Source organism: Nonomuraea sp. NPDC050556 (assembly GCF_044457355.1).
Lineage (GTDB): Bacteria > Actinomycetota > Actinomycetes > Streptosporangiales > Streptosporangiaceae > Nonomuraea.
In genome coordinates this window covers 543,409-558,914 of record NZ_JBITGU010000001.1, presented here as the reverse complement: position 1 = coordinate 558,914, position 15,506 = coordinate 543,409, and the positions used below count along the sequence as shown (strand labels likewise).

The window sequence follows — 15,506 nt, the reverse complement described above, 5'->3', positions numbered from 1 at the left end:
CCACGACACAGCATAGAGTGTCCATTCGGACACGCGCAGTGTTTTCAAGCCTCCCGTTCACACCCCCGGGAACAGGAGCCGGTCCACCACCCGGGCGGCGGCCCCGCCGTCGTCGTGCGGGCAGAACGTGCGGGCGAACGCGGCCAGCTTCTCCGCCGAGGCCGCGGCGACCGCGTCGAGGTCGAGCAGCGCGTCGACGAGCTCGTCCGACGTACGGAGCACCGGCCCCGGCGCCCCCGCTACCAGGTCGTAGGCCAGCCCGCGCACGTCCCCCGAATACGCCTCCAGGTCGGGCGCGAAGAGCAGGATCGGCTTGCCCAGCCCGGCGAAGTCGCACATGGCCGAGGAGTAGTCGGTGACGAAGGCGTCCGCCGCGAGGAACAGCTCCCCGATGTCCGGAAATCTGGTGACATCACGCACGAACGCCTCGCATCCCGCCGGGATCGGCGCGTTCAGCAGGTGGTGGCGGCGCAGCAGCAGCACGGTGTCCTGGCCCAGCACGGCCGCGGCGCGCTCCAGGTCGAGGCCCAGCCGGTGGGCGCGCAGCCCCTCCCCGGCGGTCTGCAGGTGGTCGCGCCAGGTGGGCGCGTACAGCACGGCCCGCTGGTCGTCTCGCAGGCCCAGGAGCGCGCGGACGCGGGCCCGCACCCGGTCGTTGCCGGGGCGGTGGAGCAGGTCGTTGCGCGGGTAGCCGTACTCGAGCACCTCGCCCTCGAAGCGGAAGGCGCGGCGCATGACCTCGGTGCTGAACGGGTTCTGGGTCAGCAGGACGTCCCAGCGCGACACGTCGTCGGCCAGCTCGCGCCGCCGCTGGTCGCGGCGCTCCATGCGGGACCAGTTCATGTCGAACCCGACGCTCTTGATCGGGGTGCCGTGCCAGGTCTGCACGTAGGTCTGGCCGGGGCGCTTGCGGTAGGTGGTGGGCTGGGCCACGTTGTTGACCACGATCGAGGCGGCGGCGGTCACCTCGAGGTACTCGCGGCTGTGCCGTACCACGGTGCTGCCGCCATCGGGCAGGTGGAAGGGCTGGTCGCCGGTGACCCAGACCAGCTCGTGCCCGGTGTCGCGGCGGCGGAACTCCTCGTACAGGGCCTTGGGGTTGCAGGAGTACTGCCAGCCGAAGAAGCTCTCGAAGACGACCAGCTCGCGGCCGGGGCGGGCCAGGAACGCGGGGTAGTCGCGCTCGCGCAGCAGCCGCTGGGCGTAGGGGCCGCGCTCGTCGTCGGGCAGCGCCCGGCGCGCGGTGACGTGCAGCGACTCGCCGCCACGGGAGGGCCAGACCCGGTACTCGAAGCCCGACGCGCGGTGTGCGGGTGGCAGGTCGGCGAGCAGCTCGCGGGTGGGGGTGAGCATGCTGGTACGGCCCGGCCCGTCGACCCCCACCAGGTCCCAGGTGCCGCACGCCAGCGGCAGCGCCCCGGCGAGCGTGACCACCTCGGCCAGGTCGAGCGCGGCTTCGAACCGCGACCCCGCCCAGGTGATCGGGAAGTCGTGCACGACCCCGGTACGCCGGCGGCGGGCCTCGACGCGGCCGGGGCGCTCCTGCTCGGCTCCGCCGTACTCGCCCGAGATGACCAGGCGGTCGCCCTCCCAGCCCACGCGGTGGGCCAGCAGGCGGGGCGGTCCTGCGGCCAGGGTGGCGTTGCCGTGCCTGGTCCTGGTCAGCACGAGCCCGCCCTTGCCGGAGTCGGCGAAGTCGTCGGTCACCGCGACCCTGACCTTCGACTCGCCGGAGCGCACCCACAGGTCCCAGTGCAGCCGGTCGGGCGAGGTGAGGGCGTCGAGCGGCAACCGGCAGCGGTAGGTCTTCTCGCCGGACTTCTCCACCGGCAGCTCGACGGAGGTGCCGCGCTCCCGGCAGGTCAGAACGACGGTTTCCTGCGCGGAGTTCGCCCAGACGGTGATCTCGTCCGGGCCGTGCCCGGTCACCAGGGCGGCGACCGGGCGGAAGCGTACGACCACCCCCCGGTCGTCGGTCTGTACGGCCTGCACCCGGGTCTTGCCGAACAGCGTGCGGAACCTCGGCCACTGCGCGGCGGGACCGCAGCGGGTGACGGGCCCGCTGAGCTTGAGCCTGCCCACGCGCACGGTGGCGTGCAGCTTCCAGTCGGCCTTGCGCCAGCCGGGCACCGACCTGAGCGCCGCCGGGTCGATCTCGACCTCGAACCCGGACCCGTCGTAGCAGGCGGCCGCCTGCCCGGAGTTGGCGGTCACCTCGGGCCTGGCCGTCCTGCGCACCCGCAGCCGGTGCTTGCGCAGCCGCGTTCCGCTGTGCTGCAACCACAGCTCGATGCGGTCGTCCAGGCTCATGTCCAGGCCAGGGATGTAAGCGTGGCCGCTGAGGCGGATGGCCGGGCCGTCCCAGGTGATCTCGTCGATCTGGGCGTGCGGCCGCAGCTCGGCCGTCATGTCGTAGACGGCTGCGGGAACCGGGCGGTCGGGGTCGTCGCGGAAGGGGTGACCGGCGTACCAGCGCCTGCGCAGCAGCCCCGCCGTACGCGCCGGGGCCACCGGCAGGCCGGTGCGCTCGTACTCCCGCACGGCGATGAGGTCGTCCACGCGGTGCTCGCTGACGAGGTGGTACTTCAGCCGCTGCAACGACGGCAGGCGGGCCAGCAACTTCCCGTCGATCTCCCGCAGGTAGCCGCTGACGAGCGTGCAGAGCAGGTCGCGGAACTCCTCGTCGCCCTCCTCGACCACGTTGATGAAGATCATCAGGTCGTTGGCGAGGGTCAGCAGGTCGTAGCGCCCCTTGAGCGCGGGCGCGCGCCGCCCCAGGAACCGGGAGACGGCCTGCACGGAGGAGATGCGGTCGCGCAGGTTGGACGCCTCGGTGCGGCGCTGCGTGATCGACAGCTCGCCCGACTCCCTGCGCCGGTAGTGGTAGACGACGTCGCGCAGCACGTCCACGCCGGTGGCCAGCACGTGGGCTGGCAGCGTGACCGGCGCGTCCTCGTAGGCCCCTGTCGGGAAGGCGAAGGCGTGCGCGTCCCAGAACGAGCGGCGGAACACCTTGTTCCAGGCGGTCCTGTCGTTCAACAGCTCCGGGTCGCGGGAGACGTGCGTGCCCGTCCTGGTGGTCCTGAAGGCGTCGCCGTAGAAGGAGGCCCGCGAGGAGCGGGCCGAGTCGAAGGTGAGCACCGCGCCGGTCACCAGGTCGGAGCCGGACCGCTCCAGCGTGCCGACCATGCGCTCGTAGGCGTTGGGCGCCACCACGTCGTCGCTGTCGGCGAACGCGAGGTACTCGCCGCCCGCGTGCCTGACGCCGGTGTTGCGCGCCGGGCCGAGTCCCTGGTTCTCCTGGGTGACCAGCCTGAAGCGCGGGTCGCGGGTGGCGTAGGTCTTGGCGATCACCGCGCTGCCGTCCATCGACCCGTCGTCGACCATGACGACCTCCAGGTCGGCGAGGCTCTGCCCGGCCAGGGAGTCGAGACACGCCGCGAAGTCCGCTTCCACGTTGTAGAAGGGGACGACGACGCTGAGCTTGGGCGACATGCATCTGCCTTTCAGCGGTCGAGGAGGGTGAACAGCTCTTCCCAGCGGTCGGCGACGAGGTCGGGCGCGAAGCGCTGCACGGACTCGCGGGCGGCGGCGCCCATCTTGTGGCGCAGCTCCGCGTCGCCCATCAGGCGGCCCAGGGCTTCGGCGAAGGCGACGGTGTCGCCGTGCGGCACGATCAGGCCGTCCACGTCGTGGGTGATCAGCTCGCGGATGCCGGGGGCGACGTCGAACGCCACGCACGGCACGCCGTACGCCATGGCTTCGAGGATCACCATCGGGAAACCCTCCTCGCGGGAGGTGAGCGCGAAGATCGAACCGCCGCACAGCGCGGACTCGAGGTCGCTCGTGGGGTCGCGCCAGTCCACCGAGTCGGTCAGGCCGAGCTCGGCGGTGAGCTTGCGCAGCCAGCGGGCTTCCCTGCCGCCGGACTTGTCCGCGCCGTAGACGCGCAGCGACCAGTCGCCGCGCCGCGTCTTCGACCAGGCGTCGAGGAGCAGGTCCTGGCCCTTGTCGTAGTCGAGGCGGCCCAGCCGTACCACCACGGGCTCGTCGAGCTCGGCGTAGCGATTCGGCACGACGTGCAGCGGGTTGGGGACGAAGTCGGCGTTGCCCATGCCGTCGCGGGCGAACGCGTCGGCGTCCTCCCGCGTCAGGGCGAGGAACCGGTGCGCGTCGGCGAAGTGGTGCATGACCCGCTCGTACCGCCCGGCCAGGCGGCACGCGTCGTACGACTCGTGCACCATGCCGATCACCTTGAGGTGGGCGGGCAGCGCGCGCCGCACCCATTCCATGGCCCAGACCTCGGCCACGATGACCACCCCGCCAGGCCGCCCCTGCTCCAGGATCGCCGCCAGGCGCTCGACGCCCTTCCATCGTTCCTCGCGCAGGCGGCGTTCCCGCCGGCTCAGCCGTTCGAGCACGCCGTCCGGCTCCCACTGCCCGGCCGGGTAGCGCTGGTGCAGCACGGTGGTCTCGTAGGGGAAGGCGTCGCCGTGGTCGTGCATGAGCTTCGGATGCCTGACGCCTATCAGGTGCACCCGGTGACCACGCTGCGTGAACAGCCGGGCCATGTAGTGCACCCAGGTCTGCACGCCGCCGAGCGTCTCGTAGGTGTTGCAGACCAGGAACAGATCCTTGCTCTCTCGCGCCACACGCCCTGACATACCAGGCATGACGGCCGTCACTAACCCCGACATACGGCAAGCCTGCGTAAAAGGACGCCGAATCGTCCGGCCGCCTGGTTACACTCCGTGATCAGTTTCGATCGGAGGTGCGCTCATCGACCGGCTGAAGACACTGATCCTGCGGGTGACGCCTGGGGCCGTGGCCGACGCGCTGGTCCTGCACGGCGCGACGCTCAACGTCCGGGTACGGCTGCCGCGCTCCGGCGCGGTCGAGTCCGCGCAGTTGCTGATGGACGGGCGCGCCGCCGAGCTCCATCGGCGGGACGGGCGGCTGACCGGAGCGCTGCGGCTGCCCACCGCCGACGCGCCGTCGCGGCACCGGCTGGTGTTGCGGGTGGTGACCTCGGACGGGCGTACCCGCGAGCGTCCGGTGCGCGCGCCGTTCACGTCGGCGTCGGCGCGGTGCCCGGTCACCGGGGTGCGGTTCACGCTCGGGGCAGCGCCGTTCGGGGGGTTGCGGATCTCGTCCAAGCCGTCGGAGCCCTGCGCGCAGGTGACGGGGGTGGTGACGGGATGGACCGGGGTCACCGTGTCGGGCCGCCTGATCGGGCTGGCCGACCCTTGCGGGGCTCGGGTGGAACTGTCGTCCGAGGGGGCTCGCCGTCGGCTGCCCGTTTCCGTGCTCGGCGGGCGGTTCCGGTTGACCGTGCCGGCCGAGGTGCTCGGGGAGGGGAGCTGGCGGCTGACGCTGGTCACCGACGTCGGGCCGCGGTTGCCGATCGGGCGGCACGTGGACGATCCCGCGGTGCGGTACCCGGCGCGGCTGGTCGCGGTCGGGCCTGGGCGGTTGGTACGGATCCAGCCGCATTACTCGGAGCGGGGCCGCCTGCTGCTGTCGTGCTCGGATCATGAGGAAACCGCTTGAAGATCTGCTATCTCATGACGACCGGGTCCTCGTGGGAACGCGTCGTCCTGGACCAGCTCGGCGGTCTGGGTGTCGAGGTGGTGACTGCCGCCGAGGGCGCTGACCTGCTGGTCACCGCTTCGCCGGACGCCCTTGCCGTTTCCGGTGAGATGGTGCGTGTGCACCACTGCGACCTGGTGCCCGGGTCCGGCGCGTTGGAGAGGTTGGTGCGGGTCGACGCGGTCGTCACCACGTCCCTTTCCGCCGCCACGTGGCTGACCGATTCGCTGGGGCCCGCTTCGCCGGTCGTGGCTCCGCTCGCGCGGCGGCAGGAGCGTGGGCCGGGGCTGCGGTCGTCGCTGACGGCGCCGGTCGTGTCGGTGTCCGGCCGGGCGGAGCCCGGCCTGCGGGCCTTCGGGTTGGTCGCCGAGCGGTTCCCCGACTGGAGCCTCCAGGTGTACGCCGAGGGGGCGGCCAGGCGGGAGGCCCTTCGGCTGGTGGACGCGTTGGGGCTGCACGACCAGGTGTTCGTGTCCGCGCCGACGTCGTGCCTGGCGAAGTCGAGCGTGCACGTGGTGCTCGACGGGCTGGCTGAGCAGGCGCTCGACGCGGGGGTGCCGGTGGTGGGGTACGCGCGGCCCGAGTTGGAGGAGCTGGTACGGCACGACGTCAACGGGCGCCTCGTGGCGGAGGGGGACGTGTCCGCGCTGGCCGGGGAGCTCGCCGCGCTCATGGCGGACGAGACGACCCGAGTGAGGCTCGGCTCGGCCGACCAGGCTCACGCCTCCCTTGGCTCTGCGGGCGATCGCCTCATGGAGTTCTACGAGCGGCTGCATGCAGAGCGCGCCCAGCTCATCGCGGCGCGAACTGTCCGCCTGGCAGCGCACGCCGATCGGGCTGTAGGCGCTTTCGTCCCAGCGGCGGCCGCTCTGCCTGCGGTCGGCGGGTCGCGGAGGGCGTCGCGCGAGGTCCTTGTGCGTGACGATCTGGGGCCCTTTGACGTGGCGCGGTTCAATCGCGATGCCGTCATCGGCGCGCTGCGTGACGCGGGCGTGCCGTACCTGACAGTGCCCGACCCCGGGCTCAGGCAGCGGGTCGCCGTCACGGAGCCGCACCACGCGGACGCCGTCGCGGCCGTCGCCCGCCTTGCGGGGATGCGTGCGCAGCCCATCAAGCCCGCTCCTGGGACGCCGCCCTCGGGACGGGCAAGGGACGTCGGTGGGTGGCCTGCGCCGGGTGGGCTGCGGCTCTTCCACGTCGTGGCGCCTGCTGTACGGACCGTTGAGTATGGTGCGGACTGTGCCTGTGACCTGGAGTTCTGGACCGCCACCGAGGGCGGCTGGAAGTCGACGCGGCCTACCAGGCTCGGATCGGTCATTCCTGCCGACGCAGTGACCGACCTGCCGTTCGCCGACGAGGTGACCTTTCCCATCGACGCCGTCTACACCTGGGTCGACGGCTCGGATCCCGCCTGGCTGGCGCGCAAAGCAGCCACAGGCCTCGCTCCCAGCAATGCGGACGGCGGGCCGGGCCGCTATGCCAGCCGCGACGAGCTGCGTTACTCCCTCCGCTCCCTCGCCATGCACGCCCCGTGGATCCGTACGATCTGGCTGGTCACCGACCGGCAGACGCCCGCCTGGCTGGACACCGCGCACCCAGGGGTGCGGGTGGTGGACCACCGCGACATCTTCGACGACCCCGGCGCGCTGCCCACCTTCAACTCCCACGCCATCGAGACCCGGCTCCACCACATCGACGGGCTCGCCGAGCATTTCCTCTACCTCAACGACGACTTCTTCCTCGGCAGACCGCTCACGCCCGGCCACTTCTTCCACCCCAACGGCCTGACCAAGATCTTCCCGTCGTCCACCACGATCCCGCCCACACCCAGGTCCGGCACCGACCCCACGTGGACAGCGGCGGCGAAGAACAACAGGGCGCTCATCGAGCGGGAGTTCGGCCGCACCTTCGCCCGCGCCTTCAAGCACGCCCCCTACGCCCTGCGCCGCAGCGTGCTGAGGGAGCTGGAGGAACGGTTCCCGCAGGAGATCGCCGCCACCTCGCGCAGCAGGTTCCGCTCGGTACGCGACGTGTCGCTGGTCTCGTCGCTCTACCACTACTACGCGCTGTGCACGGGCCGGGCGACGATCGCGGAGCTGTCGGTGGACACCGTGCCGCTCAGCGACGGTGACGCGCTGGCCCCGCTCACCCGGCTGCTGACCCTGCGCGACCGAGACACTTTCTGCCTCAACGACATGGCCTCAGGCGACCTCAGCGAGGAGGACAAGGCCAGGGTCGTGCACGGCTTCCTGGCGGGCTACCTGCCCATCCGCAGCCCCTACGAGAGGTAGCCCGCCTTGCGCAGCAGCACCGCGCGTTCGCGGGCGCTGGCGCCAACCCGGTCGGGATCCCACGGCGGGTCCCCGAAGTCGCCGGTGTAGCGGGCGAGCGCGCTGACGATCCGCGCGGGCTCGATCCGCCAGACGGCCAGCCGGGCGGTCTCGGTCGGCGTGGTCAGAGCTGGCCGGTCCGCTCGCGCCACGTTCTCCTTCGCGTCCTGGGCCTGTCTCGACCTCTCACCCCAAGGTCGAACGGCGCAGCCGCGGATCGACACCCCGGTTCCCCCAGATCCAGGCGGCGATCTCGACGCGGTTGCGTGCGCCGAGCTTGGCCATGATGGCGGCGACGTGTCCCTTGACGGTGCTCAGCGAGATGCTCAGCTCGTCGGCGATCTCGTCGTTGGTGCGGCCGCCGGCCAGGGCGCGGGCGACCTCGCTCTCCCTGCCGGACAGCAGGGCGTGGCGGCGCAGCAGCCTGGTGGTGACCGCCGGGGACACCAGCGCCTGACCGGCGACGGCCGCGCGCACCGCCTCGACCAGCAGGCGGGGACCCGCGTCCTTGAGGATGAACCCGCTCGCCCCGCCCTGCAGCGCGCCGTAGACGTAGGCGTCGAGGTCGAACGTGGTGACCACGACCACGCGCAGCGGGTCCTCGACGTGCGGCCCGGCGAGGGCGTTGGTCACCTCGATGCCGTCCATTCCGGGCATCTCCACGTCGACCAGGCACACGTCGGGGCGCAGCTGCCGGGCCAACTCGACCGCCCGCACCCCGTCGGCCGCCTCGCCGACGACCTGGATGTCGGGTTGGTCCTCCAGGATGATGCGGAGGCTGGCGCGGATCATCGCCTGGTCATCGGCCACGAGCACCCTGATGGTCACGGCAGCAACCCCCTGGCGCTCACGGCAGCAACCCCTCCGGCGCTCACGGCAGCGATCCCTTGTGCGCTCACGGCAGCGGCACTGACGCGTGTACGGCCCAGCCACCTTCAGGTCGCGGCCCAGCGACCAGCGTCCCTCCGAGCGCCTCGACCCGCTCCCGCATCCCCAACACCCCGAAACCACCCCGCTCACGCAGCCCGTGAGCGCCACGCGCCTCAAGCCGCTCGCGCAGGCCACCACGTCGCGACGGTCGGGGCTCCGCGTCGTCGACGACCTCCACCACCACGGCGTCCCCGTCCTGGGTCACCGTTACCTCGACCGATGCCGCGTGCGAGGCGTGGCGCGCGACGTTGGTCAGGGACTCCCGCACCACCCGGTAGACGGTGCCCGTCACCTCGGGCGGCCAGTCGCGACCGTCCCCGGCCCTCAGCAGGACAGGCAGCCCGTCGAACCGCCCGACCAGGTCTTCGAGCCGCTCAGGCCGGACCGGCGCATCGTCACGCAGCAGACCGACGAGCGTGCGCATGGCGGACAGCGCTTCAGAGCCCGCGTTCTCGATGCCGTCCAGCGACCCGTCCACCTCCTCAGGCCGCCGGCGCGCCAGCACCCGGGTGGCCTGCGACTGCAGCACGATCCCGGAGACGTGATGCGCCACGACGTCGTGCAACTCCCGGGCGAGCTGGAGCCGCTCCTCCCGCCGCACCGTGTCCGCCAGGTGCTCCCGGCGCAACGCGAGCAGCCGCAACGCCACCCCGGTCCCCACGCCACCCACCCAGGCCACGCCGTTCGGCACCGTCATCGAGGAAGGCACCGCGACCATCACGAGCCCGAAGACCCCGACGGCGGCAGCCGTACGGACAGGAAGGACACGGACGGCCGAGCCGATGAGCACCGACAGGGCCAGCGCCATCCCCGGCCCAGGCTCGGCGGGAAGGTGGGCGAGCCACGCCGTGGCAATGGCCGCGCACGCGACGGCGAGCCCGCAGAACGCCGCCCACGCCCGGTTCCGCCCACGCAGCAGGGCCAGCACGCACACCACGGAACCCGCCGCGCAGTCGAGCACCCAGTAGCCGGGCCCCCAGCTGATCGCGATGCGCCACGCCGTGAAGGCGAGCACGGCGGCGAAGACGACGGCCAGAGCCCACTCCCGATGACGCACGCCGTACACGCTAGAAGATCGCGGACGCGGGCTGTACCGGCCGAAAGTACGGTCTCGAACCGTGCTTTCGACCCGTTACGCCGAGGAGCCGGAGCCGCCCAGGATGAGGCCCCATGAGAAACGAGACCTCCCGCAGGATCGGCGCCCTCGACGTGGTGCGCGGCTTCGCCCTGTGCGGGATCCTGGTGGCCAACGTGAAGCCGATCAGCAACCTCAGCGGCATCGTCATAGCGCCGGACACGCGAGGGCAGGACCTGACCGGATTACTGGTCTACGACCGGTTCTTCCCCATCTTCGCGCTGATGTTCGGCATCGGCTTCGCCCTGATGGTCAGGTCGGGCCGCGACCGGGTGGCGCTGCTGCGCAGGCTGCTCGTGCTGCTGGCGATCGGGCTGGCGCACATGTTCCTGCTGTGGCGCGGCGACGTGCTCACCTACTACGCCGTCTTCGGGCTGATCGCGCTGCTGCCGTCGTCATGGTTGCCGCGCTGGGCGGTGGCGGTCCTCGCGGGCGTCACCGGGGTCGTGACGCTGCTGTTCAGCGGCGGGTACGTGCTCGCGCTGCCGCTGATGCTCGCCGGTGCGGCGCTCGTCAGGTACGGGGTGATCGACCGGATCGAGACCTCCGTGCGCGGGCTCTGGATCACCGGGCTGGCCTTCGCGGCCGCCACCGTCCCGGCCGTGTGGGCGCAGGTCACCCTGTCGTCGAACCTGGTCTTCCCGGTGGCCGGGATACTCACCGCAGGCGTCTACGTGTGCGCCCTGCTGCTCCTGCTCAGGACGCCGCTCGGCACCCTGCTGCGCGGCTTCTTCGCGCCGCTCGGCCGGATGGCGCTGACCAACTACCTCGGCGCGACGGTCCTGGTGCTGGCCGCCGCGCACGCGCACGGCCACCCCGAGACGTGGTCGTGGACCGCGGTGCTCGTGCTGTCCGCCGCGGTCCTCGCCGTCCAGTGGGCCTTCTCCACGCTGTGGCTGCGCCACTTCCGCTTCGGCCCGCTGGAGTGGCTGTGGCGCTGGGCGACCTGGCTCAGCCGGCCGTCGCTGCGCGTCGATAGCCACCGGGAGCCTGGCCGTACTCTCGCTTGAACGCCTTGGCGAACGCGAACTCCGAGCTGTACCCGGCCCGCGTGGCCACCGTCCCCAGCGGCGCGTCCGACTCGCGCAGCAACCTGGCCGCCGTCGTCATCCGCCACCGCGTCAGGTACGCCATGGGCGGCTCGCCGACCAGCAGGTTGAACCGCCGCGCGAACGCCGCCCTGGACAGACCGGACCGTACGGCGAGCGACTCGACCGACCACTGCGCCGACGGATCCTCGTGGATCGCCGACAGCGCCGGCGCGACCGCCGGGTCGGTGAGCGCCGCCGCCCAGCCCTCGGCCTCCCCGCTGGGCCTGCTCTCCAGCCAGGCGCGCAGGATGTACAGCAGCAGCGAGTCGATCAGCGTCGGCACGATGCCCTCGGAGCCGATGCGCGGGTTCTCCAGCTCGATCCCGAGCAGGTGGACGGCCGCGCTCAGCTCGGGGTTGCGCCCCTGCCGGGTGGTCAGGTGGATCACCTCGGGCAGCTGGCGCACCAGCGGGTGCGGCCTGGCCTGGTCCAGGTGGTAGTTGCCGCACAGCAGGCTCGTCAGCGGCCCGTCCTCGCCGAGCCGCATCGCGCCGATGGGCGGGGCGATGGTGTAGCGCTCCGGTCCCGGCACCACGCACGGCGTGTCCGGCAGGTCGGCCAGGGTGTAGCCGCAGCTGTCGCGCAGGAACACCACGTCGCCGGTGCTCAGCGGGATGGGCTGCGCCCCCTCGGCGGGCACCAGCCAGCACGAGCCGTACAGCACCACGTGGAACCCGGCGCCCGCCACCGGGGGCAGCCGCAGCCCCCAGGGCGCGCGGCCGTCGGTGCGGATCGAGATCGGCCGCCCGGTCCGCATCGACTCCAGCGCCTCGCTCAGGATGTCCATGCCGTGTTTTATACCGTCAGCACGAGCTTGCCCTGGACCTGGCCCGCGTCCAGCACCTCGTGCGCGCGCGCCACGTCCTCGAACGCGAACGTCGCCTCGACGTGGGGGCGCAGCTTCCCCGCGTCGGCGAGCTCGGCGATCGCCTCAAGAGCGGCGTAGTCGGGCTCGACGGACACCCCGGCGAAGCGCCGCCCCGCCGCCTCGACCTTGGCGGCCAGCTCGGCGTTCCAGTGCTCCATGAGCGAGACGAGCACCCCGCCGGGCTTGAGTACGGCCAGCGAACGCTCGCCGTCGGCGTTGGCGTCGAGGACCACGTCGACGTCGCTCACCACCTCGGTGAAGTCGGCGTTCCGGTAGTCGATCACCTCGTCGGCGCCGAGCCCCTTGACGAAGTCGTGCCGACCGGCGCTGGCCAGCGCGATCACGTAGGCGCCGCGCGCCTTGGCGATCTGCACGGCCAGGTGGCCGACGCCGCCGGCCGCCCGGCTGATCAGCACCCGGTCGCCTGGCCCCACCTGGGCCAGGTCGACCAAACCCTGCCAGGCGGTCAGCGCGGCCAGCGGCAGCGCCGCCGCCTCCACGTGGTCGAGCGAGGCGGGCTTGCGCGCCACCTGCCGCGACGGCGTGGCCACGTACTCGGCGTAGCCGGAGGCCGCGCGGGGGAAGAACGGCATGCCGTACACCTCCTCCCCCACCTTGTAGCGGGCGCCGGGGCCCGTCTCCACCACGACGCCGGAGATGTCCCAGCCGATGGCGAAGGGCGGCTCGCCCAGCAGCGGGTAGGCGCCTGACCTGACGGCGGCGTCGACGGGGTTCAGCCCGGTGGCGCGCACCTGGATGACGACCTCGCCCGACAGCGGGGTGGGGCGCTCGGTCTCGACGATCTCCAGGACGTCGGGGCCGCCAAAGCTGTTCTGCGTGATTGCTCTCATGCATTCGACAGTAGAGAGCTCGGGCGAGCGGCTGAATGCCCTGGCGTCTCGCTTTCATATCCGAGCGTCTTGCCGCCGAGCCCTCTGGGACAACTACCGGTAGAGGTCGGCCAGCGCGGCGAAGGCCGCCTTCGGCTGCCAGGACAGGTCGTCGTACACCTTGACCACCCCGTAGCTCGACCGGTCCAGGTCGTCGCGCGGCTCGGCGCGGTGCGGCAGGTGGTAACCGGCGAAGGTGTTGGCGAACGTGTACGCGACACCCTCCCAGGCGAAGACCGCGTACACCTCGCGCAGGTAGGTCGCCTGCTCCTCCTCGTCGCGCGGGTAGTCGCCGTCCAGGCGCAGCGGCGTGCCGCCGTCCCACTCGACGATCATCCCGCCGCGCGCGCCCAGATCGCCCGCGCCGCTGAAGGTCGCGCTGCCGAACTCGGTGATCGCGACCGGCTTGCCCTGCTCGACGAGGGTACGGACGGCCCCCTCGAAGAGGTGCGCGATCTCGGCGGCCCGGTAGAAGTCCACGGAGACGATGTCGAACAGGCTCCAGTCGACCCCCTCGAACGGGATCGACGCGTAGGTGACCAGCCCGTGGAACCGCTCACGCACGGCCGGGATCGTCTCGGCGAAGAAGGCGTTGATGGCGGCGGGCACGCCCCCGATCGCGGCGCGCAGGGTTCGCGGGTCGTTGAGGAGTTCGAGCCGCTCGGCGACCGTCGCCCCGGGCAGGAATCCGGCGCTGAGGATGCTCAGCTCCGCCCCCGCCACGAAGACGACGTCGGCGCCGTCCTTTCGCAGCCGCTCCGCCCGCTCCGCGCAGTCGAGCAGGAGCTCGTCGCCCACATGGTCGCAGGTGAACGGCCCGAGCCAGACCGCCAGCCCCGCCTCGGCCGCGAGCCTTCCTGCCAGCTCCAGCCGCTCCGGCTCGGTGCCGGTCACCCGGACGGTGTCGCAGTGCAGCTCCTCCCGGATGACGCGCATCTCGCGCGCCACCACCTCGGGGTCGAAGACGTCCCGGGTGCTCGAACCCGAGTTGACGTAGCCGGTGTCATAGGTGATGCCTTTACCTCGCATGGCACGGACTTTAAGGTACGACTCGTACCTTATGCAAGCCGGTAGGCTGAGGGGCATGGCCGAGAACCGGCGGCGCGGAGCGGCCCTGGAAGAGGCGATCCTCCGCGCGGCCCGCGACGAGCTGGGCGAGTCCGGATACGCCGGGCTGACCATGGACCGGGTCGCCAAGCGCGCGGGCACGAACAAGAACGCCATCTACCGCCGCTGGCCCAACAGGGCCGCGCTGGGCGTGGCCGCCTACGGCCAGTTCCTGGTGGAGGAGACGCGGATCCCCGACACGGGGCTGCTCCGCGACGACGTGCTCGCGCTGCTGCGCGGCGCCAACAGCCACCTGTCCTCACCGGCCGGCGACATCCTGCGCGGCCTGCTGTCCGGCCTCGGCGACGACCCCGAGCTGCGTGAGCGGCTGTACGCCAAGGCGGGCGACGGCGGCGCCGACCTGTGGCTGGCGGTCCTGGAGCGCGCGGTCGCCAGGGGCGAGGCCAGGCCCTCCGCGCTGCACCCCCGGGTGGCGACCGTCGCGATCGTGCTGCTGCGCAACGAGTTCGTCACCCGCGGCGTGCCGTCCGTGCCGGACGAGGTGCTGGTGGAGATCGTGGACGAGGTGTACCTGCCGCTCGTGCGCGCCTAGTGCTTCTTCTCGTCGTGCCCGCCGAACTCCTTGCGCTGCGCCGACTGCACCTTCCCGGCGAAGGCGTCGGATCCCTGCGAGGCGAACCTGCTGTAGAGCGCGGCGGTGAGCACGGGCGTGGGCACGCCCTCGTCGATGGCCGCGATGCTGGTCCAGCGCCCCTCGCCGGAGTCCGACACCCGGCCGGTGAACGCGCCGAGCGACGGGTCGGCGTGCAGGGCGGCCGCGGTCAGGTCGAGCAGCCACGAGCCGATGACGCTGCCCCGCCGCCACACCTCGGCGACCTCGGCCAGGTCGATGCCGTCGTAGCCGTAGTACTGCGGCTCGCGCAGCGGCGCCGTCTCGGCGTCCGCCTCGCGCTGGTGCAGGCCGGCGCCCGCGCCGCGCAGCACGTTGAGCCCCTCGGCGTAGGCGGCCATCATGGCGTACTCGATGCCGTTGTGGACCATCTTCACGAAGTGCCCGGCCCCGGCCGGGCCGCAGTGCAGGTACCCCTGCTCGGCGGCGGACGGCTCGCCTTCCCTGCCCGGCGTACGGCCGGCGGAGGCGACACCGGGGGCGAGCGCCGACAGGACCGGTTCGACGACGCGCACCGCGTCGGTGTCGCCGCCGACCATGAGGCAGTAGCCGCGGTCCTTGCCCCACACGCCGCCGCTGGTGCCGCAGTCGAGGTAGTGCAGGCCGCGCGCGGACGCCGCAGCCGCCCGGTCGACGTCGTCGCGGTAGTAGGAGTTGCCTCCGTCCACGATGATGTCACCCTGCGTGAGCAGGGTCATGAGCGTCTCGGCCGTCTGCCCGGTCACCGCGGCCGGCAGCATCATCCACACGACGCGCGGCCCGTCGAGCTGCGCGACCAGCGCCTCGAGGGAGTCCGCACCCGCGGCGCCCTCGGCCTCCAGCTGTTTCACCGCCTCGGCCGACCTGTCGAACACCACGCACTCGTGCCCGGCGCCCATGATCCTGCGGACCATGTTCGCGCCCATCCGGCCCAGCCCCACCATGCCCATTTTCAC

General features: G+C 72.1%; 13 protein-coding genes. 4 read left to right on the top strand and 9 right to left on the bottom strand.

Annotation, left to right across the window (positions count from 1 at the left end; genetic code table 11):
- Positions 1 to 57: 57 nt before the first annotated feature.
- Both ACIBG8_RS02800 and ACIBG8_RS02795 read right to left on the bottom strand, forming a co-directional pair.
- Positions 58 to 3,495, bottom strand: a complete 3,438-nt coding sequence (locus ACIBG8_RS02800) for a CDP-glycerol glycerophosphotransferase family protein (RefSeq protein ID WP_397340743.1) — start codon at positions 3,493 to 3,495, stop codon at positions 58 to 60.
- An 11-nt stretch (positions 3,496 to 3,506) separates the two neighbouring features.
- Complete coding sequence (locus ACIBG8_RS02795) at positions 3,507 to 4,652, bottom strand: glycosyltransferase (protein WP_397340742.1); 1,146 nt, start codon at positions 4,650 to 4,652, stop codon at positions 3,507 to 3,509.
- A gap of 157 nt (positions 4,653 to 4,809) precedes the next feature.
- On the opposite strand from ACIBG8_RS02795, the gene ACIBG8_RS02790 reads away from it, so the two are divergent.
- Positions 4,810 to 5,550: a hypothetical protein gene (locus ACIBG8_RS02790; RefSeq protein ID WP_397340741.1), complete on the top strand. Its 741-nt coding sequence runs from the start codon at positions 4,810 to 4,812 to the stop codon at positions 5,548 to 5,550.
- Positions 5,547 to 7,880: a stealth conserved region 3 domain-containing protein gene (locus tag ACIBG8_RS02785; protein ID WP_397340740.1), complete on the top strand. Its 2,334-nt coding sequence runs from the start codon at positions 5,547 to 5,549 to the stop codon at positions 7,878 to 7,880. Before ACIBG8_RS02790 ends, ACIBG8_RS02785 begins: the two co-directional genes overlap by 4 nt.
- Here ACIBG8_RS02785 and ACIBG8_RS02780 read toward each other — a convergent pair.
- The 3 genes from ACIBG8_RS02780 to ACIBG8_RS02770 form a co-directional block, all read right to left on the bottom strand.
- On the bottom strand, positions 7,868 to 8,071 hold the full coding sequence (locus tag ACIBG8_RS02780) for a hypothetical protein (RefSeq protein ID WP_397340739.1): 204 nt from the start codon (positions 8,069 to 8,071) through the stop codon (positions 7,868 to 7,870). The two genes, ACIBG8_RS02785 and ACIBG8_RS02780, sit on opposite strands and share 13 nt — an antisense overlap.
- A gap of 34 nt (positions 8,072 to 8,105) precedes the next feature.
- The gene (locus ACIBG8_RS02775; protein WP_397340738.1) at positions 8,106 to 8,747 is read right to left on the bottom strand and encodes a response regulator; all 642 of its coding nucleotides are present in this window, start codon (positions 8,745 to 8,747) and stop codon (positions 8,106 to 8,108) included.
- Positions 8,748 to 8,814: 67 nt separating this feature from the next.
- Positions 8,815 to 9,906 (bottom strand): sensor histidine kinase, encoded by a 1,092-nt coding sequence (locus ACIBG8_RS02770; RefSeq protein WP_397340737.1) that lies wholly within the window; start codon positions 9,904 to 9,906, stop codon positions 8,815 to 8,817.
- Between the two features lie 113 nt (positions 9,907 to 10,019).
- On the opposite strand from ACIBG8_RS02770, the gene ACIBG8_RS02765 reads away from it, so the two are divergent.
- Positions 10,020 to 10,994: a DUF418 domain-containing protein gene (locus tag ACIBG8_RS02765; RefSeq protein WP_397340736.1), complete on the top strand. Its 975-nt coding sequence runs from the start codon at positions 10,020 to 10,022 to the stop codon at positions 10,992 to 10,994.
- Here the strand turns inward: ACIBG8_RS02765 and ACIBG8_RS02760 are convergent.
- From ACIBG8_RS02760 to ACIBG8_RS02750, 3 genes are all read right to left on the bottom strand, one after another.
- Positions 10,936 to 11,862 carry an AraC family transcriptional regulator gene (locus ACIBG8_RS02760; protein ID WP_397340735.1) on the bottom strand — a complete coding sequence of 309 codons (927 nt, stop codon included), beginning with the start codon at positions 11,860 to 11,862 and terminating at the stop codon, positions 10,936 to 10,938. The genes ACIBG8_RS02765 and ACIBG8_RS02760 overlap by 59 nt on opposite strands.
- Before the next feature lie 8 nt (positions 11,863 to 11,870).
- Entirely contained in the window at positions 11,871 to 12,794 is a 924-nt protein-coding gene (locus ACIBG8_RS02755; RefSeq protein WP_397340734.1) for an NADP-dependent oxidoreductase, read from the bottom strand.
- Between the two features lie 93 nt (positions 12,795 to 12,887).
- Positions 12,888 to 13,862 (bottom strand): hypothetical protein, encoded by a 975-nt coding sequence (locus ACIBG8_RS02750; protein ID WP_397340732.1) that lies wholly within the window; start codon positions 13,860 to 13,862, stop codon positions 12,888 to 12,890.
- Between the two features lie 55 nt (positions 13,863 to 13,917).
- Between ACIBG8_RS02750 and ACIBG8_RS02745 the strand changes: the two genes are divergently transcribed.
- Positions 13,918 to 14,493, top strand: a complete 576-nt coding sequence (locus ACIBG8_RS02745; protein WP_397340731.1) for a TetR/AcrR family transcriptional regulator — start codon at positions 13,918 to 13,920, stop codon at positions 14,491 to 14,493.
- Here ACIBG8_RS02745 and gnd read toward each other — a convergent pair.
- The gene (gnd, locus tag ACIBG8_RS02740; RefSeq protein WP_397343885.1) at positions 14,490 to 15,500 is read right to left on the bottom strand and encodes a phosphogluconate dehydrogenase (NAD(+)-dependent, decarboxylating); all 1,011 of its coding nucleotides are present in this window, start codon (positions 15,498 to 15,500) and stop codon (positions 14,490 to 14,492) included. The genes ACIBG8_RS02745 and gnd overlap by 4 nt on opposite strands.
- Positions 15,501 to 15,506: the final 6 nt, after the last annotated feature.